The sequence below is a fragment of the Acinetobacter courvalinii genome, assembly GCF_014635545.1.
In the GTDB taxonomy this organism is placed as follows: domain Bacteria; phylum Pseudomonadota; class Gammaproteobacteria; order Pseudomonadales; family Moraxellaceae; genus Acinetobacter; species Acinetobacter courvalinii.
The window spans coordinates 388,904-412,941 of record NZ_BMDA01000001.1; the positions used below are offsets into that span (position 1 = coordinate 388,904).

Sequence of the window (24,038 nt, forward strand, 5' to 3'; positions counted from 1 at the left end):
CGAAGTGAATATTTTTATTTCTGGTGTTTTGGATGGCCAAATTCTACCAATAGAAGAATACAAGTCCGATACTTTCAAAATTTTTCATATGGATACTTCAGAGTGTACTGAATATATTCGTAATGAATTTGAGAAGGATCATATTACACATATTTTTTGGATACCTGAAAGTCTAGATAGAAAGTATGTATATGAACGAATTGAAAAGTATTTACATGACAAATAATCTAAATTTTTAAAGCAAACCCTAAAAACCATATGGTTTTTAGGGTTTATAAATCTAAGTCCATTATTTTTATAAGCTTATTGATGTTTAATAGAGATATTTGGGAAATAAAAAATTTATTAACACTCTAGAAAATAAGCAACTCTATAGGAGTTGTTTAGGAGTGGGCATATAGATGAAATGGGCTCAAATTTAAAAAGTTATTGCTAATTAAGAATAAACGATATCTTACAATTGCTTAATACCTATTTGGTCGAAATTTATGCATATCAAATTTGGGTGCCGCTGTGTAATCATCTGGAGAAAATTCATGTAAAAATTGAGTTGCTTCCTCATTGTCGCATGTTAGCCAGTTGCTTCGCTTGCCCTGTGGAATAACAACAACTGATCTCTTTTCATCTTCAGGGGCATGAAACTGCTGCATGAAAGGGTGTGAATCGGCGTTTATTGTAAGCATTGTCATAGAGGTGATTAGCCTACCGTTAATACTTGATTGTTCATATAGCCCAGCGATTGTAAAAGGCATGCTGTCTTGTCGATAGATACCATACCATATAGCTTTGCCATCTATATATTTTGGTTCATAGATAGTTTCAACAGGTATTAGACAGAATTGATTATTCTTCCAAGCATTCTTAAACCAGGGGTTGGTAGCAATTGTCTCAGATCGAGCATTAAATGTATTTTGGACCCTTTCTAAATCCTCAGTCCAAAAAGGTATTAGACCGAAACGGGCAGAGCGCCATTCAATATCATTATTAGCAGAAATCAAAATTGGGGCATTATAAGTGGGATAAATATTTGAATTGTAATCGAAAATAGGTTCATAAAGATTGAGAAGATACACACGATTTCTGAAAATTGGTTCGTAATTTGAACACATGTGAACCACCATTTATATATAGTGAATGAAATTTAATATAACAAGATTTTGTTGAGAGAAAAATAGTATTTATAATGTTTATTAATATTATAGGCTTATAGTGTTTTTTGGTTTTAATGTAGAGTTTAAATATATAGTATTACATTTAATTTGATCAAAATGAATACATTTCTTCGAGATAGAGTTAATGTAAGGGTAACTGTATGTTCAGTTGTCTATTATTGAGATAATTATGAAAGACGGAATTTATTTGCTTACATTCAAAAGTAGTGATAAAGATTTTGGAAATGGAATACTTGTTGTTGATGATGAGATAGCTAGTGGTGGAGATACAACCTATTCTTACAATGGATTGATTGAAGAGAATCGGCTAATCTTGAATCTCAATAAGCATAATATAAATGTACATTCTCTTTTTGGAGGTTCTGGATCACTAAAACTTAATTTAACTTTTCATGAGGATAATCAAGGCTATATATTGCATGGGAATGTTGAAAATTTACAGACTGTACCTTTGCTTGTTCAAGCAAAATTAATTGGTGATAAAAGTTAGATTTTTTCATTATTCAAAGTTACTCTTTAAATTAGAAAGCCTCTTGCAGGCTTTTTTAACAAAATATTTTTTATAATTTGTGTCAGTTTTTTACAAAGAAGAATTGATTTTAAATCTTAATAATATTTTTTTGTTATTTTTATAAAACTAAGATATTAGGATAAAAAATGGAAATCTATCTAAGCATAGCAGGAAAAATATATATAACTTTGCGGAATAAGAAAAAATATCCTTGTAATTTAAGTAAGTGCTTGAACTACTTGATTAAAGAGATAAGAAAAGAAATTGTTGGAACTGATCTGAAGCTTAAGTTGAATCATCTTAATTTCACCGATGGCTTTAAAACCGAAATTAAATTTTTAGATTTAGATATAAGTCTTATACCAAATTGTATGAATAAATATGAATTTATTCTATGGTTAGCAGGATTTATAGAAAAAATAACAGTAGGCGGAAAAGAAGTTCCTCCAGCTTTTAAAGTTTATGTTCCAGTTGAGTGTAATTATTTAAAAAATTTTTCTATGGGAAAAGTTGGCGGAAATAAGAGTGAAGTCCCTAATGAGTTCGATGAGAAGGAATTTTGGGGTGATTATAAAAAATATTATAAAGTATAGGTTTTATAAAGTTGATATTTATTAGCTGATTAAGTTGTTTGATTTTTACAAGAATTAATTTATTACAACTAAACATATGTCAGTGGTATCTATATATGAAATTAAGGCTTATTGTGAATGAGTGATAGATAGTTATCTACACATCATTATATAGGAGAGACGCTAATGTCTCAGAATCAAGATAATTCAAAACAGCAACCTAATCAAAAAAATCAATCATCTGGTCAACAACAGCAATCTGACTCTAAACAGAAACCTCCTGTTCAACCAGATTCACAGCAGCCTGTGACTAATCAGCCTAAAGAAAATAGTGAACAATCTAAATAATCATTATTGATTTAAATCTTATTAATACATAGATAATAAGTTAAGTATTAGAGAGCTAAAATAGCTCTCTAATTATATTTTTTAATTTTTAATTTGGTGAGTATTTATAGGCTATATAGAAAAGAGTAAATTGTTATGATTTGGTTTTTTGTTATTATGATAATAGTGTTGTGGATATTATATTTTTTATTTGAAAAAAATATAAGGAAAATAGGGAGGGTACAGGAACTCCCAGATAGTACATTAAATATTTTAGGGAAAATATTTAATGAAGCAGGGGAGGAATATGTACATGAAGTAATAGTTATCCTTTATCAAAATGAATTAAAAACAGTTGTAGGTATAGAAAGTGAAGAGTTTATTAAGGTTAAAAAAAATGCAATTATTGCTCAAGAAGCCACAGGGGAGATTGGGGTATATATAGATACTCTAAGAGTTGGATATCTAAACACGAATAGCGCCAGAGAATTTTGTAATTTTATAAAAATAAAAGGCTTATCTCCGCATGATGCTTTTGAGGTTGATGCAATTGTTATGGGAAATCCAAAGGGTGACGAATGGTATGTGAAACTGAATATGCCAAATGATATGCACAAATTTAGATATAAACTTTATTAACTAATGTTTAATTTTATTAGCTTTTGTTTGTACAAGAAGGTATAAAAAGAGCTGTTTTGAATTGGAATTCTGAAAAATAAAGTAAATTGGGATATTAAACACTAATAGGATAGATTTTTTACTATCTACTGGAATTAATTGGTTAAATTTGCAAATATGAATATATATTGATCTTATAGCAATGCTAATTAAGATTAAACTTGCTTAATTAGGTCAGAAGGTCTATAAAGCTATCTCATCGGTGCGGGATGGAGCAGTCTGGTAGCTCGTCGGGCTCATAACCCGAAGGTCGTTGGTTCAAATCCAGCTCCCGCTACCAATCGACTAAATTAATTTTGCTCTGTGATATATTTAAAGTTGTTATTCTGGAAAGAAAAAATAGCAATTCAACTAGCTTATATAATCCTAAATAAAGCTAAAATTATTAAATTCTAGAAATGCAGTAACCTTCTCTCATCTGTCTAGCATTGTAGTAAATCAAAATATTCACATGGGCTCATAAATGAGTGGTTTAGTGTTAAAAATTATTAATAAATGGCATGTAGCCAAAGCCAGTAATGGCAATGAAATTAGTGTGCAGATTATCCCGTTAAAACGTCAGCAAAATACGTTGCAAGGTTCTAAATGGGTAGAAGTAGGAAAAAGAGTACTTCTGAATTCTGGTCAAGAAATTGATTTTAATTTAGACGGGAAAAGCTTCTATACTGATTTTAATCAACTTTACCGATTGGCCTGAGTAGTTTACACATTTGTAGCATCTTTTTAATAAAGATTGATTGGATAAAATCATAATGAAAATTATGTGCTTATCCTTAAATAAAGAAAACATTAAAGGTTTAAAATATGTCTGATATATCTACTGGTACAGTTAAATGGTTCAACGAAACTAAAGGTTTTGGTTTCATCCAGGCTGATTCAGGAGAAGATTTATTCGCTCATTTCAGTGAAATTCAAAGTAATGGATTTAAGGTATTGAATGAGGGGCAACGTGTAAGCTTTATTCCTGGTCAAGGAAAGAAAGGTCCTCAAGCTACTTTAATTAAAGTTATCTAATATAAGAAATAAAAAAGCTCACTTTATGTGGGCTTTTTTAATTTTTGCAATAATGCAATATATAGATTTTAAATTTTAATATAGACTTTTTTCTCCATTAGGACGAGTTTTAAACCTTCGGTGAAACCACATATATTGCGTAGGATACATTTTGATTTGGTTTTCAAGTATTTGGTTAACTCTGGTAGCATCCATTACTTCATCGTTGCTTGGGAAATTATTTAATGCAGGTTCTAACAGCACATGATATTGAGGATTTTCTAAATCACCCGCCCTATAGAAAAATAGAGGGATAGCTACAGCATCTGTAATTTTCATTAAGCGTCTATGGGCCGTCAATGTAGCTGCAGAAACATTGAAGAAAGGAGCCATTACACCTTGTTTTAAACCAAAGTCTTGATCTGGGCTATACCAGATAGCATGACCTTGCTTTAATTTTTTAATAAGTTCCTTCATATCATTCTTAGGAATTTGATTTTGATAAACTCTAGAGCGGGATCTAATAATCAAGAAGTTTAGGAGAGGATTGTTTTGCGGTCTATATACCACATCTAAATTAAAGAAGCAGCTACTTACGAAACCGCCAGCATCTAAAAGTGTAGTATGACTGCCAAGCAATAAAATGCCTTTTCCTTTATAATTTTTAAGATGTTCTATCCCATGAACATGAATTCGATTAGCAAACCATTTAGGAGAATACCAAGAATTGACAGCCTCAAAATAACCTAAAATCCCATTAAAAAAAACTTGTTTTGCATCTAATTCAATTTCTTCTGAGGGTTTATGAGGGAAACAAAGGTGTAGATTTTTAAGAGTAGTTTTGCGTCTAGATGTCAGTGTTTTCCATGCAATTTTTGATAATATTTTTGCAAAACGCCATTGTAATGACCATGGTAACAATGATAAAAATATTAAAAAGCTAATTGCAAACCATATAAACCAATATTTGGGTAGCAAAAATGTCCAGTGAAACCTACCTGCAATATGCTGATATCTGAAATTCATAGCAGAGCGTTTCTTAGAGTAAACCTTCTAGATTAACATAAATAATATCTATTTCATTCATCTGATTTATGGAGCATTTAAGATTTTGATAGGCATAAGGCTTCCACCAATAGTGAGATGAATGAAAATCAGAAGAAATCTAGATATTCTTGACTTGACCCATACTTAGGATGTTAAGAATGGCAAAGGGAAAAAATTGGGTAAATTTTATTTTTATAAAAAATAAATAAAACAGAATGTTATTGATCTATTTCAACTGATGCTACCTTCTTGAAATTGATTGTATTTTAGCCATTTTTTAAGAAGTTTTTCATTCGACAGGTTTTTCACAGATCTAGTCTGTCTTTAGTTTACTCAACTTCATTGATATGCTTCCATTTTGGATAACCTCTTATCCTGTACATTTACCAAAACATTGATGGGCAGAGCAAGGCGGTAGGATTTTATCAGGAGGCTTTAGATCATGTGATAAGTCAAGGTTAGAGCAACCTCAGTTTTGAAATAGGGAGTGGAAAGAGCTTGGATATTGTTCAAGAGTTTTATGTGGATGAATTGAAGCCACAGCAGCATCAGTAAATTCAGGATCGGACTCATTTTTCAGGATATCCAAAAAGAATTATTACAGTCGGTTCAGGCTTTAAGTTGAAAGAAAATTGGTTTTTTTAATTATTTAATAATTACATTATAACCAATTACTATTACTTAGTAGTACAGAGCTTTGAGTTAAATATAAAAGCTTCAAGGTATTCAAATCAATAAATGGATTGATCAACCGATCCGACACGTCTTTAAGGATTCAGCCCAACTATGATTTTTACACCGAGTACATTCCTGATCGATTGCATTCAATATCTTAGTCTCGCCACATTTCATGCAAGAATAAAATGTATTCATTTTTAGGATTGTGACTTTACAATAATTATCTGGAAATAAGGGTAGGCCCCATTTTACCGCTTTATCTTCATAAAAAAGTAAGCTTAATGCACCATCTGTCTCGAGAAGAGCTGTCCTAACTTGGCCTAAATGTTCAACATTTTGTTGTCGCATTTCTGAAAAAAACTCATCATGAGAATAGCTTTGTTTAAGAAAATCTTTATAGACAAGAAGGCCTTCCTTAACTACACAAAGGGCTTTTCCTTCTAATAGATCCTCTATCTTTTTTTGTTTTACCATGCTCCAAGTGGTCATTCGGTAGAGAGTCAGAATAATAATAAATGCTGTTACCGCATGAATAATTGGAAGATCTTCAGTAAACATTGGATCGCCTGCTGCCGAACCTAAACATAAAATAATCGCAAGCTCGAAAATCGAAAGCTGTCGAATACCTCGTTTACCAGATAATCTTAAGAAACTAATAATGACAAAGAACATAACAACACAGCGTACGATGATTTCTAAAAGGAAGATCCAGGTAGTATCACCAATAAAAATCTTAAAAAGATCCATTTTTTTCTATTCCTATTCCAGAAAGATTTCTTATCTAATTAATAAAATAAAGGTTTTTAAGTAAAAAATAGTGGAGATGAGTAGTAATTTATTCGTCATGGTTGGAGAAGTGTTAAGTCAAGTATAAGTTATTGATTTTAATGTTAAAGTTTTGAGGGTGTGTTTAGCTGTAGCTGGAAATATTATTTTACTTTTAGAAAGTAGACCTTTATACTTGGTTTTATATATAAGAATTTAAATATTTAAAAGCAGTTGAAACATTTTATTATTCTGAAGCTTAAATTTTACTTGGTGCATCACAAAAAATAAAAATAATGTGATTTATACTCTTTTCTATTTACATTAAAAATATGGAAGAAACATATATAACCTAAAGTTTTACATTTATTAATACTTGAAAAGTCATACTTTAACTTAGATAAATTAAATAATTTAGGATAATAAAAATGCCACAATATCTTCGTTTAGCTGATAATTTATACAGTATTCTTGATGGAAAACAGTTATTTACGTATGACTCTCAAGAGTTAGTTAATTTAATTTTTAGGGAGTTGAGAAAGATTCTGAAAGATACAGATCTTAAGCTTCTAGTAAATTTTATTGATATGGAGAAAGGACTTATAAAATCTCAGGAGGGAGATTCAGGTTTTGATCTGAGTTTAATTCCTAATTATAAAAATAAAGGTGAGTTTATACTTTGGCTAGCTGGATTTATTGAGAAAATAACAGAAGGTGGAGTTAAAAAACTTCCTCCTTTATACAAGAATATACCTGAAGATTTTACGTTTACATTCAAGGAAAAACAAACTTTACGACAAGTTGAAGAGCAAGAAATTTTTCCAAATAATAATATTAGCCAAGCCCAAGAAGACATCATCGCATATTTTGACAGTGTAGAATTCAAAAAAAATAATAGAAATATGTGAAGCATAGACTAGGGGAAGAGTTAAATTTCAATATATGGTATTGCAGATATATGGAAACTCATATATAAAATACAAGAATAAGATCAAAAGTGTCTACTCTTATGGCAACATCATCAAATGTGAGAATTTATCACAACCCAGCATGTGGAACTTCTAGAAATACATTGGCTCTAATTCGCAATACAGGGATTGAGCCAATCATAATTGAATATCTTATTACACCACCTAGTCATGACGAATTAGTTAAATTGATTCAGGACGCAAAATTAACAGTAAGAGAGGCTCTTCGCCAAAATGTAGATCCCTACCGGGATTTAGACCTTGATCGTAGTGATTTGAATGGCGAGCAGTTACTCGATTTTATGCTTGATCACCCAATATTAATTAATCGACCATTTGTTGTTACTGAATTAGGTACTCGCTTAAGCCGTCCCTCAGAAGTTGTTTTAGATATTCCACCACTACCTCAGCAGGGCGCCTTTACGAAAGAGGATGGTGAAAAAGTGATTGATGAAAAAGGTCAAAGAGTGAATTAAAAAATTTAACTTTTGTATATGATTATCTGTATATCCAAATAAGTGAATAGGAATTAAGAATGGACCAAGTTAATTTTTTTAAATGCTTATCAGATGAAACTCGACTCAATATCGTGACTTTAGTCGCTGAGAATAAAGAACTCTGTGTTTGTGATTTGACTGAAAAGTTACAGCTAAGTCAGCCAAAGATTTCTAGGCATCTAGCGTTATTACGTTCTTCTGGTCTCTTGCAAGACAGAAGACAAAGCCAATGGGTGTATTACAGCATTAATCCGCAGTTACCAACTTTGTGCCATGACATTCTGAATCTTTTGGTAAGCAGTCAAACCATAGCGAATAAAGATTCCCAAACGATTCAAATAAAAAGTTATTGTGAGTAACAGAGAATGAAATTTCTTTTTTTGTGTACTGGAAATAGTTGCCGTAGCATCCTGTCAGAAGTTCTTTTTAACAGCCGTGCGCCTGAAGGATGTAAAGCATACAGTGCGGGTAGTAAGCCATCAGGACAGGTGCATCCATTAACGATTGAAACCTTACAAAATCTTGGTCTTTCAACAGTTGGCTTGTGGAGCAAAACCATTGATGACTGCGAACAATATCAACTTGACGTGGTGATTACTGTTTGTGATTCAGCAGCGCAAGAAGCGTGTCCACTTTATTTAGGTGGAGCGATTAAAGCACACTGGGGCTTGGCTGATCCATCACACCTAGACTTGCCTAAAGAAGAAAAATTACAGGCATTCCAAGTCACTGTAGACCATATCAATCGTCGCTTGGATGCTCTATTTGCACTGGATACAGCAAATATGACACGCCCTGATTTGATTGCAGCAATCAATCAAATTTCGCATATTGAATGAGAATATCATGGCTCAACCAAGATTATCCTTTCTAGATCGCAACCTCACGCTATGGATTTTTATTGCCATGGCATTGGGGATTTCGATAGGTGTGTTCTTTCCGCAAGCCTCCGTTGCTTTGGATAAAATGAGTGTGGATTCAGTCAATATTCCAATTGCGATTGGTTTGATTTTGATGATGTATCCACCGTTAGCCAAAGTGGATTATGCAGCCCTACCACAAGTATTTAAAGACAAAAAAACCTTAACTTTGTCTTTGGTACAGAACTGGGTGATAGCGCCAGTATTAATGTTTGCATTAGCCATTATTTTTTTGCATAGCTATCCAGAATATATGACAGGCTTAATCCTGATTGGGTTGGCTCGCTGTATTGCAATGGTCTTGGTGTGGAATGGTTTAGCCTGTGGTGATAACCAATATGTAGCTGCATTGGTCGCTTTTAATAGTATTTTCCAGATTTTATTTTTCAGTACTTATGCTTGGCTATTCCTGACCTTTTTACCACCGTATTTTGGTGTTGCAGGGCAAGTGATCAATGTCGATTTCTGGACCATTACCCATGCGGTATTGGTGTACTTAGGGATTCCATTCTTCCTTGGCTTTATGACGCGATTCACTCTAGTGAAAGCTAAAGGTCTGGGCTGGTATCAAAATGTCTTCTTACCTAAGATCAGTCCACTGAGTTTGTTGGCTTTATTATTCACGATTGTGGCGATGTTTAGCCTAAAAGGTAACGATGTGGTGAGCTTACCGATGGATGTCTTGCGTATAGCCATTCCATTGACGATTTACTTTATCGTGATGTTCTTCATTAGCTTCTTTATGAGCAGATGGATGGGGAATGACTATCCTAAAACCACAGCAATTTCGTTTACTGCTGCGGGGAATAATTTTGAACTGGCTTTGGCAGTCGCAATTGCAACTTTTGGTTTAGCTTCACCAGTCGCTTTTACTACGGTAATCGGACCATTGGTTGAAGTACCTGTGTTGATTGCTTTAGTTAGTGTGTCTTTGTGGCTTAGAAAAAAGTTTTTTAAGGAAGAGGTTTAATTTTTATGTCTCTCCCAAATGTAGATATGAATCTTCTTGATCAACCCACTTTAGAGAAAGCACAGGCAAAGGAGTTGGATCATCCACCTCGTATTTTGCTGCTGTATGGTTCTAATCGTGAGCGTTCATACAGCCGATTGGCAGTGATGGAAGCAGGGCGTATTTTGGAACAGTTTGGTGCTGAGGTTAAAATTTTTCATCCTAAAGGCTTGCCCTTACCAGAAGATGCGGACATGGAGCACCCAAAAGCCAAAGAGCTACATGAGCTTTTGGCATGGTCAGAGGGCATGGTGTGGTGTTCGCCTGAACGTCATGGCTCGATGAGCTCTATTTTTAAATCTCAAATTGATTGGATTCCATTGGCTGGCGGTGCGATTCGAGCAACCCAAGGAAAAACGTTGGCATTGATGCAGGTTAGTGGTGGTTCGCAATCTTTCAATAGCGTGAATCAAATGCGTATTTTAGGGCGTTGGATGCGGATGATCACCATTCCAAATCAATCTTCCATTCCTAAAGCTTTTTTAGAGTTTGAAGAAGATGGACGAATGAAACCTTCGTCGTATTACGACCGTATCGTTGATGTGATGGAAGAATTGTATAAATTCACATTACTAACGCGTGGACAGAGCAAATACCTCACTGATCGCTATTCTGAGCGAAAAGAGTCTGCTGAGGAGTTAACAAAACGTGTTAATCAGCGTAACCTGTAAAGAGATACGAAGATTTTAAAATGGTAATGAGCAACAAAATTTAGGTAAAAATAAATGCAAAATAAATCTATATTTTTATTAGACAGGAGTGGGTTATGAAATATTTTTTATTAGTTATGGCATTGTTTGGCAGCTTAAGTCTTACTGCTTGTGCTGTACATACACGTGAAGGGAGCATCGTCGTTGATCCAGAAGGTCGACTGAATGATGGTCGTTACTATGATGGTCACGGAAATGGGCGTTTTTGTCCACCAGGGCAAGCGAAAAAAGGAAATTGTTAGTGCTTTATCGAACTTGTTAGCATGTAATAACTCAAATCTGATCTGACAGTTACCCATTTTTTAATGTGCTGTCAGATTAAATTTGAGCTAAATTTATCTCACCTTTTTAAATCTATAGAAGGACAATTGGAAAAATTTGGGTGAATTAAATTTGTATTGAAATAAAACTAAAATAAAACAGGGTGTTATTGATTTGATTCAACTGACGCTATCCCACCAAAATTGATTCTGTAAATTAGCCACTTTTTAAGAAGCTTTTTATTGGAAAGGCTTTTCACAGACCTAATCTTTTTGTAGATAAGCCAAATCTATGTTTATCCACATACAACTATTGGGAATCGGACTTCATCTTCATTTACTAAACAAATCTATGAAACGTACAAAGTGGTATGTGGGATGAGGTTTTAGAGCATGTGGTATGGCTGGTAATGGCAGTTTTGAGATAGAAGCAGAGGAAGGGCTAGATATTGTGGAGGAGTTTTACTCAGATGAATCTAGATTAAAACAACATCAGTAAACTCATGATCTAGACCATGTTCAGGATATACATAAAGGCTTAAGCAGTTGGTACAGACTTTGAATTAATTATGCGGGGAGAGGTGATGAGCATTCTTATTTTTTTGGTATAAGATTAATTATTTTTATTAAGTTTAAGTATTATGAATATTGAGAGTGAATTGCTTCGCGAGCGTTATCAGCCTTTTTTCTTTGTTTTACTAATTTTTAGTGTAGCTCTCATATTTACTTTGTCAATGAACTCAGAACAAGAGATTAGTAAAGTAAAGAGTTTAGGAAGCTTGCTAGAATTTTTGTTAACTCAAAATTTTTATGGATATATTTTTGTAATTTTTATATTTCTTGTTGGGCTTCTATTCCTAAACGCAAAATTAGTTATAACAACACATCAGATTTATGTTGAAAGTTTTGGATTTAATCTTCGGCATATTGTAGACAAAGAACTATTACAACATGCAAGATTATATTCTTCATTTGCTTCTAGTATTAATGTTTTGAGGCCAATCTCAAAAAAGAAGTTAAACTATGATCAAAAATTAAAGCTTAGCAGTATTGGATTTTGTTTACAGCCAGAGTATAGAAGTGACCACCTAATGAAACAATTGGAACTTAAACAGTTTAGTTGTGGTGCGCGTCGAGAAATAGTGAGAATTTTAGACCAATACTGGGATTTAGAACCTCAGAAATTTGTTGGACGTGAAGAACTTGTTAGGTTGAAATTTAAACACAAATTGAGATAGGTCATACCGCACGGCGAAGTTATGGCAACGCTAGCTTTGAGGCGGGTAGGGAAGAGGGCTTGGACATGGTTGAGGAGTTTCACACCGATGAAACCAAACCAGAGCAGCATCAACAGACCCATATTTTTTGTTGATATTTAGGAGCTTGTTAAAAGCAAGGTATCAACCTATAGATAAAATAAAAGTGAAGAGCTATGATGACTTGGTTAGTACACATCCTAACCATATTAGTTAATAAATAGAAAATTATGGTCTTTTAGTTTGATCTATATTTACGATTATTCAGTATGTTAGTAAACATTAACACTAAGAACACAGTGACGACATATTGAAAACTGATGGCAAAAGTAGAAATATAGGGATGAGCAAAATTACGTAAGTAAGTGAGTGTATCTCCTCTACGCCATTCTTTGTATGATGGAAGTGCTTCATCATCAATTAAAAACCAAACTAGATTGATAATGCATAATATAAAGCAGAAAAATACAATGCCAAGCCAACCATTAATAGATTGTTGGTTTTTATTTAACCTTGCATAATGTTCACGTATTTGCCTCACGTATGGGGCACGTAGTGGGTATCTTAAGTAGTTCACAAAGATAAGCCCAATCACTAAAAAATTACATAGTGCAAAAAAGTCATTTAGAAACTTATGTTGACTCGACAGAGTGGATGTAATTGTATTTGGGAATATGCCATAAAAAGAAAAATCAAAACTAACAATGACTAGTGCAATTGCAACTGGTACAAGATAAAAATAATAAAAAGGTGCAGTAACGTCTAAATAGTATAAAAATACTGAATTTTTTTTCACGATGTATATCTGTTTTTTAATCTTTTTAAAATTAACATATTACTCAGTATAGGTATATCGTGAATTAATCTATTTTTGAAGCTCCATCATTAATTTGAACAATCACCATGTTCATCACCTGATTTATGCTCATTAGCTCATGGTGGGCTGTGTAAGCCTTACGGTAGACTTTATGTGAACTTAGATGAGTCAGACGAGCTAGGGACATTTTTATTTAGAACTACAGGCTTTAATAGTATCCGGACTTTAGCAGCACGACTACGCTATACCATGCAGCTTCAGGTGTCCTACTTTTATGTCTGCCATTGCAACTCACTCTGAGAGGAAAAAGCACCACACAAAGTTATCGAACACCGATCTACTATGTGGACCTGACAATACGGGATGGTATCAATTTGCAGGAGGCAATTACTTCTGCCAAACAGATTGATGAGCAGAGCAAAGCGGCAGGGTTTTATCAGAAGGCGTTGGACTATGTGGCACGACAAGGCTATGGTAATGCCAATTTTGAGGAGTTTTACTCGGATGAATCCAAACAAGAATCATCTGAGCCATGTTCAGAATATTCAGAAAGGGTTGCAGCAGTCAGTGCATGCATTACACCAAATAAAAAGGCATCCTTTGATGCCTTTTTATTTGGTGTAATTTATTTTTTCTAAAAATTAAAATTTTATTCCAATCCTTTAATAAGCGCATTTATAGTCATTTCTTTTAAGGTTGTAGGCTCTCCCCATGGATATTCTGGAACTCCAATTAAACTCAAAGAAATACCTAAAATACTACAGAGTAAAACATTTTTTATTTCGTCAGGGTCATCATTTCTTATTTCACCACGTTTTTGAGCTTCTTGGATTGCTTTAGTATATATTTCAAGTTGTGGAATTGCTTGTGAGTTATCTACAAAGTAATGTTCTTCAGTTGATTGCGGGTGGTCTTCTATTAAGAATATAGCTCTACAGTCATCTGGCCGATTTAACCAAAAATCAACTTGAGTAATGCAAAGATTTTTTAATCTTTCAGATTCAGGGCTGCTTTTAAAGCTCTCCTCTAACTTCATAATTAGATCAGTAAAGATACCTTCCCAAATATGATGCAGTAAATATCTTTTGTTAGGAAACAAAGTATAGAGGGTGGCAGGCAAACAACCTGCTTTGGCTGCAATTTTACGCATGGATACACCTTCGTAACCATGTGCTGCAAATAGATCCCGGGCTGCCTGAATAATTAAATTCCGACTAGATATGATTTGCTCCTGACTACGAGGAGGGCGTCCACGACGAGACGTAGTTGTTCGTTTATTTTCCATAGGTATTGATTTTAATTAACAAGATCAATAAAATCAAACTTTATTTTTTGAACGCGTTCTATTAAATATCTATAGTGTTTAAGAAATAAATATGTTCTTCATGTATATAAACTCAAGGAAGGAAAAATGAAAAAGTTCTTAATAAGTAGTTCACTTGCACTGTTTTCAATAGGAGTATATGCCGCAGATGAACCTGCGGATATAATCTTCACAAATGGGGAAATTTATACCCCAAATGGCTGGGTTGAGTCTCTTGCTGTTCGAGAGGGAATAATCTTAGCTATTGGTAATAATAAGGAGATTGCTTCGTATCGTGGCAATAACTCAAAAATATTAGATCTTAAAGGTGCTTCAGTATTTCCTGGCCTACATGATATGCATGTTCATCCTACATCCGCAGGGGTTGAGCAATTTACTTGTAGTTTGCCTTATAGAGCTACGCCTACAGAAATTCTTAGTCAAGTCTCAAAATGCGTGCAAAAAGCAAAACCTGGTGAATGGATTATTGGAGGAAATTGGTCATCTAGTGCATTCAAACCAGGTCAGCAAACTCGAGAATTCCTTGATAAAGTATCACCAAATAACCCAGTTTTGCTTGCAGATGAGGCGCATCATACTCAGTGGGCTAATTCTAAAGCTATTGAGGCTGTGGGCATTAATAAATATACAAAAGATCCAGTTGGCGGTGTTATTGAAAGAGATAAAAAAGGATATCCTAATGGAATATTCCGTGAAAATGCGGCTCTATATATTGATCAACGTAGACCAGTAACTTCGGATGAACTGTTACGTAAAGGTTTAGAATTATCAACCCAACAAATGCTTTCATATGGCATAACCTCTTTTACGGATGCTGAGGTTAGAATGCCAGAAATACGCACTTTATCGGCGTTATCAAAGGAAGGCCTAATTAAACAACGTGTTCGTGCTTGTATCGTCTGGTCTCCTTTAGAGGGAGAGCAATTAATTCTTAAGCGTAATAAATATGTAACGGAACGCCTAAAAACTGATTGCGTTAAAATTTTTGTGGATGGTGTACCAACTGAAGGCATGACTGCTGCTATGTTACAGCCTTATGAAGGTCATAAACATAATAAGGGTATTTTTATGATGCCTCTAGAGGTGATGGACTCAGGAGTTGCTAAATATGATCGAATGGGACTTACAATAAAATTTCATGCTATTGGCGATGCAGCAGTAAAGGCAAGTATCGATGCGGTAGAAAAAGCACGTAAAAAAAATGGGTGGATGGGAGCTTCACATCAACTCGGACATGGCTCCTTTGTTACTTTTAAAGATATACCTCGAGTACGTGATTTGCATATGACATGGGAGTTTTCTCCATATGCTTGGTACCCGAATCCAATTGTTGATATTGATGTTCGCCACAATGTAGGTGAAAAAAGAATGGAACGAGCAATCCCTATTCGAGAAGCAGTTGAAACTGGAGCAAATGTCATTGCTGGTTCAGATTGGCCAGTTATTCCGTCGGTAAATCCTTGGCCTGCCATAGAAACAATGGTTACCCGACAAGAACCCGGTGGAAGTTATAAAAAGCTTGCTCCAGCACAACAGATAACTTTAGAACAAGCGTTACGTATCTTTACAGCTAATGCTGCTGCGGCAATGGGAAACAGTGATCAAATCGGTTCGATTGAGCCCGGTAAGCGTGCGGATATTATTGTAACGGAATCAAATCCTTTTAAAGTTCCTGTTACTGAGATACATAAAACAAAGGTTATTAAGACATTTATAGATGGTGAGTTAGTCTATGATTCTGCTAATCCATCTAATTCAATTGCTGAATAAATATCAATGCGTAAGTAATTGGAACTTCGTAATATCATTAAATTTAAATACTCATATTACTTATAAGATTGTAGTTATTTAGTATTTAAATTAAAAAAACGAAATGACTGATACATACATCAGTCCTTTCGTTTAAGTAGAAAGCTCATTTTATCTATTTAACTGAAGAGTCGCCTTTTTTTAAAAAGAAACTTAAAGTCAACTTTTGTATCCAGGTACCATAGGGTGGATAGAACAGTTGGGTTGGGAAGAAGCGGTGACGGGCAAAGATTGTTTTTGCATGTGAAAGTTCTCTAAAGCCTTCTTCGCCGTGATAGGTTCCCATGCCTGAGTTGCCAATACCACCGAAAGGTGCATCATGATTGACAACATGCCAGCCCCAGTCATTGATGGTGACACCACCAGAATGAGTCTGTTTTAAGATGTACTCTTGCTCGCTCGCATCATGGCTAAAACAATATAAAGCCAGTGGTCGTTCACCTTCTCGAATATATCGAATGGCTTCATCTAAATTATCGTAAGGGACAACAGGCAGTACAGGCCCGAATAATTCTTCTTTTAAAATACGCATATCTGGTGTGCAATTCAGTACCAGATGTACAGGCATACGGCGCGCATCTTTATCACTATCATATTCGCCGCAAGCAATAATTTGAGCACCTTTGGCTTTGGCATCATCTAGTATTTCTAATAAACGCTTGAGATGGCGATCATTCACAATCGATGTGTAGTTGGAATTGTTACTGATGTTCGTTCCATACATGCTGGTGAAACTGGTTTGGCATTCAGTGACGAATGTATCAACTTGTTCTTTTGGCACTAAAGCATAATCTGGTGCTACACAAGCTTGACCACAGTTGGTGGCTTTACCATGTAAAACCCGTTTTGCAGCATCGGCTAAAGGATAGTGCCGACTAATCAGGGCAGGTGATTTACCACCCAATTCAAGGGTTACAGGGGTCAAATTATCTGCCGCAGCACGCATCACTACTCGCCCAATCGCAGGTGAGCCTGTAAACACGATATGGTTGAAAGGCAAAGACGTAAATTGTGCAGGATCGACAATTTCTTCACCAAAAACAGCAACTTCATCTTCAGTAAAAATCTCAGCCAGCATACGTTTAACCATTGCATTGGTTGCTGGGGTGACTTCAGGCAGCTTGATCATCACGCGATTGCCCGCAGCAATGGCTGCAATCAAAGGACCTAAGGCAAGGTAAACAGGGAAGTTCCAAGGCACAATAACCCCGACCACACCTTTAGGCTGGTATTGCACGCGAAGACGGTTAGATAAAAATAATAACTCGGTGCTACGTTTGCTCGGTCGCATCCAGCGTCTTAAATGACGAATTGCATGTTCTGCTTCTAGAACTGAGCCAAGTAAATCCAGCAGTTTGGATTCATCAACAGATCTGGAACTGAAATCTGTATTAATTGCTGTCGCAATCACATCTTGATAACGAATAATTTGTTTTTTTATTTGAAATATTTTGGTACGACGGTGTTCAAAATCTGGATAAGGATTTGCGTCGAAAGCAGTACGTTGTTGATTAAAAACCGAATGCATATATTTACTCGATGAATCAAGAAATTGATTTGAAGTTAAAAAGCTCATCTTTATCTCCTAGATATTAAGATCTTTGTCCGTTTTGGAATTCCATTAGCTCTTGGGTTTTATTGGAACTTATTCTGATTACGTAATCCAAGTTATTGATCATAAGGTTTTTATGAAAAATAATTGGATTAATATTGATTTTAAAGAACGCGTTCTATAAAATCAATATTAATTTAAAGAACGCGTTCTTTAAATAAGTCGAATGTCCGTTTAAAGATGGGAGCAAAGGAAATGTCAAATCAGGTCTTGGATGTAATCATTATCGGTGCTGGCCTAGCAGGTTTAAAAGCAGCCACAGAACTCAAAAAGGCTGGGAAAAAAATTTTATTATTGGAAGCGAGAGATAGAGTTGGAGGGAGGTCTAAAGCAGGAGAGATATGTGGTAATACGATAGATCTTGGTGGGCAATGGGTTGGGCCTCAGCAGAAGCTGTTATTAGCAGAAGCAAAACAAATGGGCGTTTCGACTTGTGAACAATATAATAAAGGTACTCATATATTGAGTAGAAATGGGAAAATAAAATACTATAAATCTGATCTTCCAAAATTATCTTTAATTTCTTTGTTGGAATTAGGATTAATTCAGCGCCGTTGGGGTAAGGAAATGAATACTTTGCCCTTAGGTCAACCGTGGTTAGCACCAAAAGCTAAAGAATGGGACAGTGAAACTTTAGAGAGCTGGATAAATAAAAACGTAAATTCTGAAGGTGCAAAAGACTTCATACGTATCATTTCTAGTGCAATTTTTTGTTGTAATTCATCTCAGTTATCATATTTATTTTTTCTTGAATATCTTCGTCAAGGCCATGGAATAGAGGTTCTCCTAGGTACAAAGGGGGGAGCACAACAAGATAAATTTCTTGGCAGTGCGTGGCAGATTCCAAAAAAAATGGCAGATACTCTTAAGGATAACTTAATTCTGAACTCTCCAGTATTCAAGCTTGAGCAAATTCAAGGTCAAGTCAAAGTTTATACACGAGATAATGTATATCAGACTAGAAATGTCATTGTTGCAATACCGCCAGTGTTAGCTACAAAAATTGAATATGTACCTCCATTACCAACTAAGCGACTAAAAATGCTCCAAAGTATGCTGATGGGGGCGGTTATAAAGGTTCACCTTGCTTATAGCAAACCTTTTTGGCGCCACCAGAATTTTAGTGGTGCAGCTGTAGGTTTAGATGTGCCTGTCAGCGTTGTATTTGATCAATCACCTCAGGACGAAAGTAAAGGTATTCTTGTTGGATTAATTGAAGCCGATCATGCTGTTACTTTAAGTGCAATGGATGAAAACACACGTAAACAAAAAGTGATAGATAACTTTGTTTATTACTTTGGTAAACAAGCAGCCCAACCTATTGAATATGTAGAACAAGATTGGTTGAAAGAAGAGTGGTCTGAAGGTGGGTATGTAGCGCATATGCCGCCAGGTACTTTAACTACATATGGTGATTGTATTCGTGAGCCATTTGGCTTAATTCATTGGGCGGGAACGGAAACAGCAACTGAATGGATGGGTTATCTAGATGGTGCATTACAATCAGGAATTAGGGCTGCTGGAGAGTTAATCAGTAAATAAATATTTAAAAAAAGTATAAATAGGATAGTGCTAAAGCAAGGAATGCTTTAAACCAAAGTAAAAATTGCTTGGCATATATAGTCTTTATTAACTATAGAATACCAGGAATATTTAAAATGAAATTTAATAGTTTTCTCTTTTACATAATAAGTAGCGTGTTTACAACTAGTGGTTATGCGTCTGCTCTAGATGTATCAGGTCAATCAATTTTACCTTTTCTGGAGAAGGGGAATTATACTGAAGCAAGTGTTATTGCAGTAAAACCTAAAGTTTCGGGTAAAATACGAAACAATCCACAACTTTTGGGAGGTTCAAGTGACTTTAATACTGGTGATATGGCAAAATCATTTAGTTATTATAATGCTGCATTAAAAATCCAACTAAATGAACTCTTATCATTTGGTTTGATCTATGATCAACCTTTTGGAGCTAATGTTTTATATCCCATAAAACAAAATAATACATACTCTATTAATTCTCCCTTAACACAAGGTACTTCTGTTGACGTTGAATCACAAAATATTAGTATGATCTTTGGAATCGAACCGTATAAAAATTTTCAATTTTATTTCGGGCCCACCTATCAATCGATTAAAGGTGATGTTTCATTAAGAGGCAATGCTTATACAACCTTTTTTAATGGGTATAATGCAGATTTTAAAGAAGACTCAGCTATAGGATGGCTTGCTGGTGTTAGATATAAAATTCCAGAGATTGAACTTAAACTGGCTGCAACCTATAGGTCAAAAATCAAACATGAAATGATTGTAAATGAAGCTTTACATAGTCAACCTCTCAATGAGGTTTCATTTGAGAAAACAAATATTGTAACTCCACAATCTATTAATATTGATTTTCAAACTGGAATTAACCAAACTACTTTGGCTTTTGTAAATTTACGTTGGGTAAATTGGAGAGATTTTAATATTCGCCCAAGACAATTTGGTGCTATTTCAGAGACTATTACTGCTGGACTATCAAATGGGGCGTATAAAGAAGGTTTTGATCTAGATAGCCATCAAAAAAATCAGCTGTATGCTGCTATTGGCCTAGGACATCAACTGACTGAAAAAACTAGCGTAGGTACAGAAGTTAGTTGGGATTCAGGAACTGGAAATCCTACTTCTTCATTAAATCCCACAAAGGGAGCTTGGGGATTTGGCTTAGGGCTACAATTTAATCCTACATTAAATTATTTTATTTCTACAGGAGTGAAATATTATTGGTTAGGTGATGCTGTGGCAGAGGATGGAACATTTTATCTTCCTATTGATGGAATTAAACAAAATGCTGAACAGGCAGATTTTAGAAATAATTCAACTATTGCTTACTCATTTAAAATAGGATACCACTTCTAATTTTTACATATTCTTTAAGAGTAAATATTGTTTAAAATATCTACTCTTAAAAGTAATTAATACAATAGTTAGGTGCTTGGATTGTTGTCCTTATAAATATTTATTAAACCAATTTTAATTTATGAATTCGATGGTTTATGAGACTTTTTTATTAATTAATAAATTTATGTGTCTAGTATTTATTGCAACAGTGGTTAACCTAATTTTTTAACCGCTATTTGTGATGGTTGCTATAGTTGGGTAAAAGTTAGTAATTTTGGAGGTTGTTCTCTTTGTAATAATTATGAATTTATCTTTGTTACTTGGGTGGCAGTGTTTGATGTGGGTTTAAATGCGGTAAATATGTAGATATTTATACGAAAATATTAAGTAGAAAAATTGATTAAAAGTGCCTGGAATAGTGTTAATCGGTAATGCAGTTGGATATACAAATCCAGAAATTCTAAAAATAACTTTATTCGTAGAGGATCGTGATTCTACTTTGGTACTAAAAGATAAAGGTCTTTATATTCTTGTATTATTAGTGCCATTATTTTAACTCATACTGGTTGAATTAAGTGTGAGAGTCGAAATTGAAGTAATGTACTTTCTATTAGAATTAAAATACAGTAACCCATTTAATATATTGAATATGCAATCCAATTAGTTCCTGTGTTGGATTGCACTAAATATTTTAACTTGAAGTTATTTGGAAGCTTTTGGAATAAATACTTTTTTTAAGAAGGTAATTTGATCCATCAGCAATTTTTCTTGCCAAGGTCCACCATAAACATCGAAATGATCAATCGGGTATTCAAGTAATTCTGTTTGTCCATTGGCTAGGCTAGCAGTTTTTCTTGCTGCATCCGGAGGTGCCACTTGATCCTTAGAACCCACTTGAACTAATAACGGACAAATTATATTACTTGCAAAGGTAATAGGTCGATTTTGTGCTACTTCTAATGCGGTTCTCGCGCATACTTCATTACGCCAGGTGGGACCAGCCATCGCTTTATATCCATCTTCAGCACCAGGGGTACTAATCATCGCAGCAGAGCCAGGTTGTCCAACGATAGGGATAAGATGAGGTTCTCGACGTGTGATTACACGTACCAGATCGCGTAAACCATGACCAACTGCTGTCGCTAGCTGACTTATGCCACCATAGCGACGTATTTGTACTAATGCCGCTAATCCATCTGTCGCTGGTGTCATTGATACCACAGCAGCAATTTTGGTATCTTGCGCTGCTATAACGATTACATGTCCTCCTGAATAGGAGGTACCCCAGATCGCTATACGATTTTTATCAATTTGGGGGAGTTTACGCGCGGCTGCTATAGCTGAATGGTAATCTTCTCGCTGGTTTCTATAAGAAACATTTTGTCTTGGGAATCCTCCAGAGTCACCAAAACCCCGGTAGTCAAACACAAAAGCATCAATACCAGCTTCGCTAAATGGTTTTGCAAACTCTAACAAGCCTGTATCTCTTGTTCCACCAAAACCATGAGCCATAACGATGCAAGGGCGTCCATTACCATTGTTTAATACATCAGATGTTGCAGGTATATGCCACGCACAACATGTAACTCCTTTGCTGGTAAATTTTATATTTTCCATAATATCTTTAACTCAATTTAAGGATAGTCTCCATTCAATAATCCAAAAGACTCGAATGGAGACTATGTATTAATTTTAGGCCTGAGCTTTTGCTCTTGCATGGTTTGAAGGAGAATCTTTAACTACACTGAGTTTCGTCTTAGTAGGAAAGGCTATAAACTGTAGTTCTCTATCGATTACAGAGCCATTACGAAGTCGCTCAAGATCATGTTCGTATGCATGTTGTAGTACCCATGGTCCTTCGGTTCCTGCCATTGGGAATTGTGCTAAACCTCGTTGTACATACCCTGGGCTTAAATCTATAAATGGAACACGTTTCATATTAGAGTTATGGATAAATGGTTTAAAAATCCCGTATCCATTTTTATCCATATAGTCGAGAATACGACAGAAATGTTCCCAAACTAGATCAACTTTTAATGTCCAGGCAATATTGGTATATCCAAATGCAAATGCTAAATTTGGTACATCAGAAAGCATCATAGATTTAAAAATTGTTGTATCTGGATATTGGATTTTTTTGCCATCAACTGTTAGTTGAATTCGACTAAAAGCTAACATATTTAGACCGGTTGCTGTCACAATAATATCGGCTTCTAGTGTTTTACCAGATTCCAATAAAATCCCATCTTCTGTGAATTTCTTAATACGGTCCGTAACAACGGATGCTTTACCTGAAGAAATAGATTTAAATAGATCTCCATCAGGTACTAGACATAGACGTTCATCCCATGGGTTGTAGCGTGGAGTGAAATGAGTTTCCACGTCATAACCTTTAGGAAGTCGACGGCGAACATCCGCTATTAATAGCTTTTTCATAACTTGCGGATAATTGCGGCAAGCTTTATACAATGTTCGATTTAGTGAAATATTTTTTTTGCGAATAATCGGATAGGCTCTTTCATAGCCTAAAACCTTATTCAATAAACCTGCAATTGGATCAACAGCAGGGAAAGAAACCATATAAGTTGGTGATCGCTGGAGCATAGTGACATGCTCTGCTTTATCTGCCATTGATGGGAGTAGGGTAACAGCTGTAGCTCCACTACCAATAACAACTACACGTTTTCCTGTGTAATCAAAATTTTCTGGCCAGTGTTGAGGATGGATAATTTTACCTTTAAAAGATTCGATATTATCAAACTCAGGAGTAAAACCTTTCTGGTAATCATAATACCCTGTATTTAAAAGTAAAAACCGAGATTTAAAGATTACTGGAGATTTTGCAGCAAGATTTTCTGCTGTAATGGTCCATTTGCCTTCCTCTGTTGAAAATTCAGCCTTGCTTACGTGATAACCAAAATTAATGTGTTTATCTATACTGTTTTCTTTAATGGTTTCTTCTAAATAATTGCAAATTACATCTGCTCCAGCAATCGCTTTTTTATGTGTCCAAGGTTTAAAACCAAAACCAAAAGAAGGCATATCTGAGTCAGAGCGGATACCTGGATATTTAAATTGGCTCCATGTTCCACCAAATGTATCTCTGGCCTCAAGAATAGTAAATGTGGTATCTGGTCTGGATTTTTTTAAATGATAAGCTGCACTGATACCAGCTATACCAGCACCGATAATTAGCACATCAACATTGTTTGGCTCAGTTATTTTTTTCAT

25 protein-coding genes, 1 tRNA gene and 3 pseudogenes are annotated in these 24,038 nt (G+C 34.9%); 21 read left to right on the top strand and 8 right to left on the bottom strand.

Annotation, left to right across the window (positions count from 1 at the left end; translation table 11 throughout):
• Nucleotides 1–464: 464 nt before the first annotated feature.
• Entirely contained in the window at nt 465–1,109 is a 645-nt protein-coding gene (locus IEV39_RS01730) for an SOS response-associated peptidase (RefSeq protein ID WP_005287634.1), read from the bottom strand.
• Between the two features lie 232 nt (nt 1,110–1,341).
• Between IEV39_RS01730 and IEV39_RS01735 the strand changes: the two genes are divergently transcribed.
• The 7 genes from IEV39_RS01735 (at nt 1,342) to IEV39_RS01765 (ending at nt 4,274) form a co-directional block, all read left to right on the top strand.
• Nucleotides 1,342–1,662, top strand: coding sequence for a GrlR family regulatory protein (locus IEV39_RS01735; protein WP_005287630.1), 321 nt, complete (start codon nt 1,342–1,344; stop codon nt 1,660–1,662).
• Nucleotides 1,663–1,829: 167 nt separating this feature from the next.
• Nucleotides 1,830–2,276 (top strand): hypothetical protein, encoded by a 447-nt coding sequence (locus IEV39_RS01740; protein WP_005287626.1) that lies wholly within the window; start codon nt 1,830–1,832, stop codon nt 2,274–2,276.
• A 165-nt stretch (nt 2,277–2,441) separates the two neighbouring features.
• Entirely contained in the window at nt 2,442–2,603 is a 162-nt protein-coding gene (locus IEV39_RS01745) for a hypothetical protein (protein WP_005287623.1), read from the top strand.
• 135 nt (nt 2,604–2,738) lie between these two features.
• The gene (locus tag IEV39_RS01750; RefSeq protein ID WP_005287620.1) at nt 2,739–3,221 is read left to right on the top strand and encodes a hypothetical protein; all 483 of its coding nucleotides are present in this window, start codon (nt 2,739–2,741) and stop codon (nt 3,219–3,221) included.
• Nucleotides 3,222–3,463: 242 nt separating this feature from the next.
• Nucleotides 3,464–3,540: transfer RNA gene (locus IEV39_RS01755), tRNA-Met, on the top strand.
• 183 nt (nt 3,541–3,723) lie between these two features.
• Nucleotides 3,724–3,957, top strand: coding sequence for a hypothetical protein (locus tag IEV39_RS01760; RefSeq protein WP_005287616.1), 234 nt, complete (start codon nt 3,724–3,726; stop codon nt 3,955–3,957).
• A gap of 107 nt (nt 3,958–4,064) precedes the next feature.
• Entirely contained in the window at nt 4,065–4,274 is a 210-nt protein-coding gene (locus tag IEV39_RS01765; protein ID WP_005287612.1) for a cold-shock protein, read from the top strand.
• Nucleotides 4,275–4,349: 75 nt separating this feature from the next.
• Here the strand turns inward: IEV39_RS01765 and IEV39_RS01770 are convergent, their stop codons facing one another.
• Complete coding sequence (locus tag IEV39_RS01770; protein ID WP_005287601.1) at nt 4,350–5,279, bottom strand: LpxL/LpxP family acyltransferase; 930 nt, start codon at nt 5,277–5,279, stop codon at nt 4,350–4,352.
• Nucleotides 5,280–5,687: 408 nt separating this feature from the next.
• Between IEV39_RS01770 and IEV39_RS18430 the strand changes: the two are divergent.
• Nucleotides 5,688–5,925: pseudogene (locus IEV39_RS18430) on the top strand (recombination directionality factor); the annotation flags it as partial.
• A 122-nt stretch (nt 5,926–6,047) separates the two neighbouring features.
• On the opposite strand, the gene IEV39_RS01775 reads toward IEV39_RS18430, so the two are convergent.
• On the bottom strand, nt 6,048–6,725 hold the full coding sequence (locus IEV39_RS01775; RefSeq protein WP_005287598.1) for a DUF421 domain-containing protein: 678 nt from the start codon (nt 6,723–6,725) through the stop codon (nt 6,048–6,050).
• Between the two features lie 446 nt (nt 6,726–7,171).
• Between IEV39_RS01775 and IEV39_RS01780 the strand changes: the two genes are divergently transcribed.
• From IEV39_RS01780 to IEV39_RS18435, 9 genes and pseudogenes are all read left to right on the top strand, one after another.
• A complete protein-coding gene (locus IEV39_RS01780; protein WP_005287595.1) occupies nt 7,172–7,651 on the top strand; it encodes a hypothetical protein in 480 nt (159 codons plus the stop codon).
• 101 nt (nt 7,652–7,752) lie between these two features.
• Entirely contained in the window at nt 7,753–8,187 is a 435-nt protein-coding gene (gene arsC / locus IEV39_RS01785; RefSeq protein WP_005287592.1) for an arsenate reductase (glutaredoxin), read from the top strand.
• Nucleotides 8,188–8,246: 59 nt separating this feature from the next.
• Complete coding sequence (locus IEV39_RS01790) at nt 8,247–8,567, top strand: metalloregulator ArsR/SmtB family transcription factor (RefSeq protein WP_005287590.1); 321 nt, start codon at nt 8,247–8,249, stop codon at nt 8,565–8,567.
• A 6-nt stretch (nt 8,568–8,573) separates the two neighbouring features.
• A complete protein-coding gene (locus tag IEV39_RS01795) occupies nt 8,574–9,047 on the top strand; it encodes an arsenate reductase ArsC (RefSeq protein ID WP_005287588.1) in 474 nt (157 codons plus the stop codon).
• A gap of 7 nt (nt 9,048–9,054) precedes the next feature.
• Nucleotides 9,055–10,098 (top strand): ACR3 family arsenite efflux transporter, encoded by a 1,044-nt coding sequence (gene arsB, locus IEV39_RS01800; RefSeq protein ID WP_005287584.1) that lies wholly within the window; start codon nt 9,055–9,057, stop codon nt 10,096–10,098.
• 5 nt (nt 10,099–10,103) lie between these two features.
• Nucleotides 10,104–10,808 (top strand): arsenical resistance protein ArsH, encoded by a 705-nt coding sequence (arsH, locus tag IEV39_RS01805; protein ID WP_005287581.1) that lies wholly within the window; start codon nt 10,104–10,106, stop codon nt 10,806–10,808.
• Nucleotides 10,809–10,903: 95 nt separating this feature from the next.
• Complete coding sequence (locus IEV39_RS01810) at nt 10,904–11,089, top strand: hypothetical protein (protein ID WP_005287578.1); 186 nt, start codon at nt 10,904–10,906, stop codon at nt 11,087–11,089.
• A 659-nt stretch (nt 11,090–11,748) separates the two neighbouring features.
• Nucleotides 11,749–12,345 (top strand): hypothetical protein, encoded by a 597-nt coding sequence (locus IEV39_RS01815; protein WP_005287576.1) that lies wholly within the window; start codon nt 11,749–11,751, stop codon nt 12,343–12,345.
• A gap of 2 nt (nt 12,346–12,347) precedes the next feature.
• Nucleotides 12,348–12,479, top strand: a pseudogene (locus tag IEV39_RS18435) (recombination directionality factor); the annotation flags it as partial.
• Nucleotides 12,480–12,601: 122 nt separating this feature from the next.
• Here IEV39_RS18435 and IEV39_RS18440 read toward each other — a convergent pair.
• Entirely contained in the window at nt 12,602–13,159 is a 558-nt protein-coding gene (locus IEV39_RS18440) for a hypothetical protein (RefSeq protein WP_005287573.1), read from the bottom strand.
• A gap of 96 nt (nt 13,160–13,255) precedes the next feature.
• Between IEV39_RS18440 and IEV39_RS18445 the strand changes: the two are divergent.
• Nucleotides 13,256–13,818: pseudogene (locus IEV39_RS18445) on the top strand (recombination directionality factor); the annotation flags it as partial.
• 11 nt (nt 13,819–13,829) lie between these two features.
• Here IEV39_RS18445 and IEV39_RS01825 read toward each other — a convergent pair.
• On the bottom strand, nt 13,830–14,465 hold the full coding sequence (locus IEV39_RS01825) for a TetR/AcrR family transcriptional regulator (RefSeq protein ID WP_005287567.1): 636 nt from the start codon (nt 14,463–14,465) through the stop codon (nt 13,830–13,832).
• A gap of 126 nt (nt 14,466–14,591) precedes the next feature.
• Between IEV39_RS01825 and IEV39_RS01830 the strand changes: the two genes are divergently transcribed.
• Nucleotides 14,592–16,274 (top strand): amidohydrolase, encoded by a 1,683-nt coding sequence (locus IEV39_RS01830; protein WP_005287564.1) that lies wholly within the window; start codon nt 14,592–14,594, stop codon nt 16,272–16,274.
• A 154-nt stretch (nt 16,275–16,428) separates the two neighbouring features.
• Here IEV39_RS01830 and IEV39_RS01835 read toward each other — a convergent pair whose 3' ends face one another.
• Nucleotides 16,429–17,889 carry a coniferyl aldehyde dehydrogenase gene (locus IEV39_RS01835; RefSeq protein WP_005287561.1) on the bottom strand — a complete coding sequence of 487 codons (1,461 nt, stop codon included), beginning with the start codon at nt 17,887–17,889 and terminating at the stop codon, nt 16,429–16,431.
• Between the two features lie 231 nt (nt 17,890–18,120).
• Here IEV39_RS01835 and IEV39_RS01840 point away from each other — a divergent pair, with 231 nt between their 5' ends.
• A complete protein-coding gene (locus IEV39_RS01840; RefSeq protein ID WP_005287558.1) occupies nt 18,121–19,467 on the top strand; it encodes a flavin monoamine oxidase family protein in 1,347 nt (448 codons plus the stop codon).
• 116 nt (nt 19,468–19,583) lie between these two features.
• Nucleotides 19,584–20,825, top strand: coding sequence for a hypothetical protein (locus tag IEV39_RS01845; protein ID WP_005287554.1), 1,242 nt, complete (start codon nt 19,584–19,586; stop codon nt 20,823–20,825).
• Nucleotides 20,826–21,509: 684 nt separating this feature from the next.
• Here IEV39_RS01845 and IEV39_RS01850 read toward each other — a convergent pair.
• Together IEV39_RS01850 and IEV39_RS01855 are read right to left on the bottom strand one after the other, a co-directional pair.
• Nucleotides 21,510–22,424 carry an alpha/beta hydrolase gene (locus IEV39_RS01850; protein WP_005287551.1) on the bottom strand — a complete coding sequence of 305 codons (915 nt, stop codon included), beginning with the start codon at nt 22,422–22,424 and terminating at the stop codon, nt 21,510–21,512.
• Between the two features lie 75 nt (nt 22,425–22,499).
• The gene (locus IEV39_RS01855; protein ID WP_005287547.1) at nt 22,500–24,038 is read right to left on the bottom strand and encodes a flavin-containing monooxygenase; all 1,539 of its coding nucleotides are present in this window, start codon (nt 24,036–24,038) and stop codon (nt 22,500–22,502) included.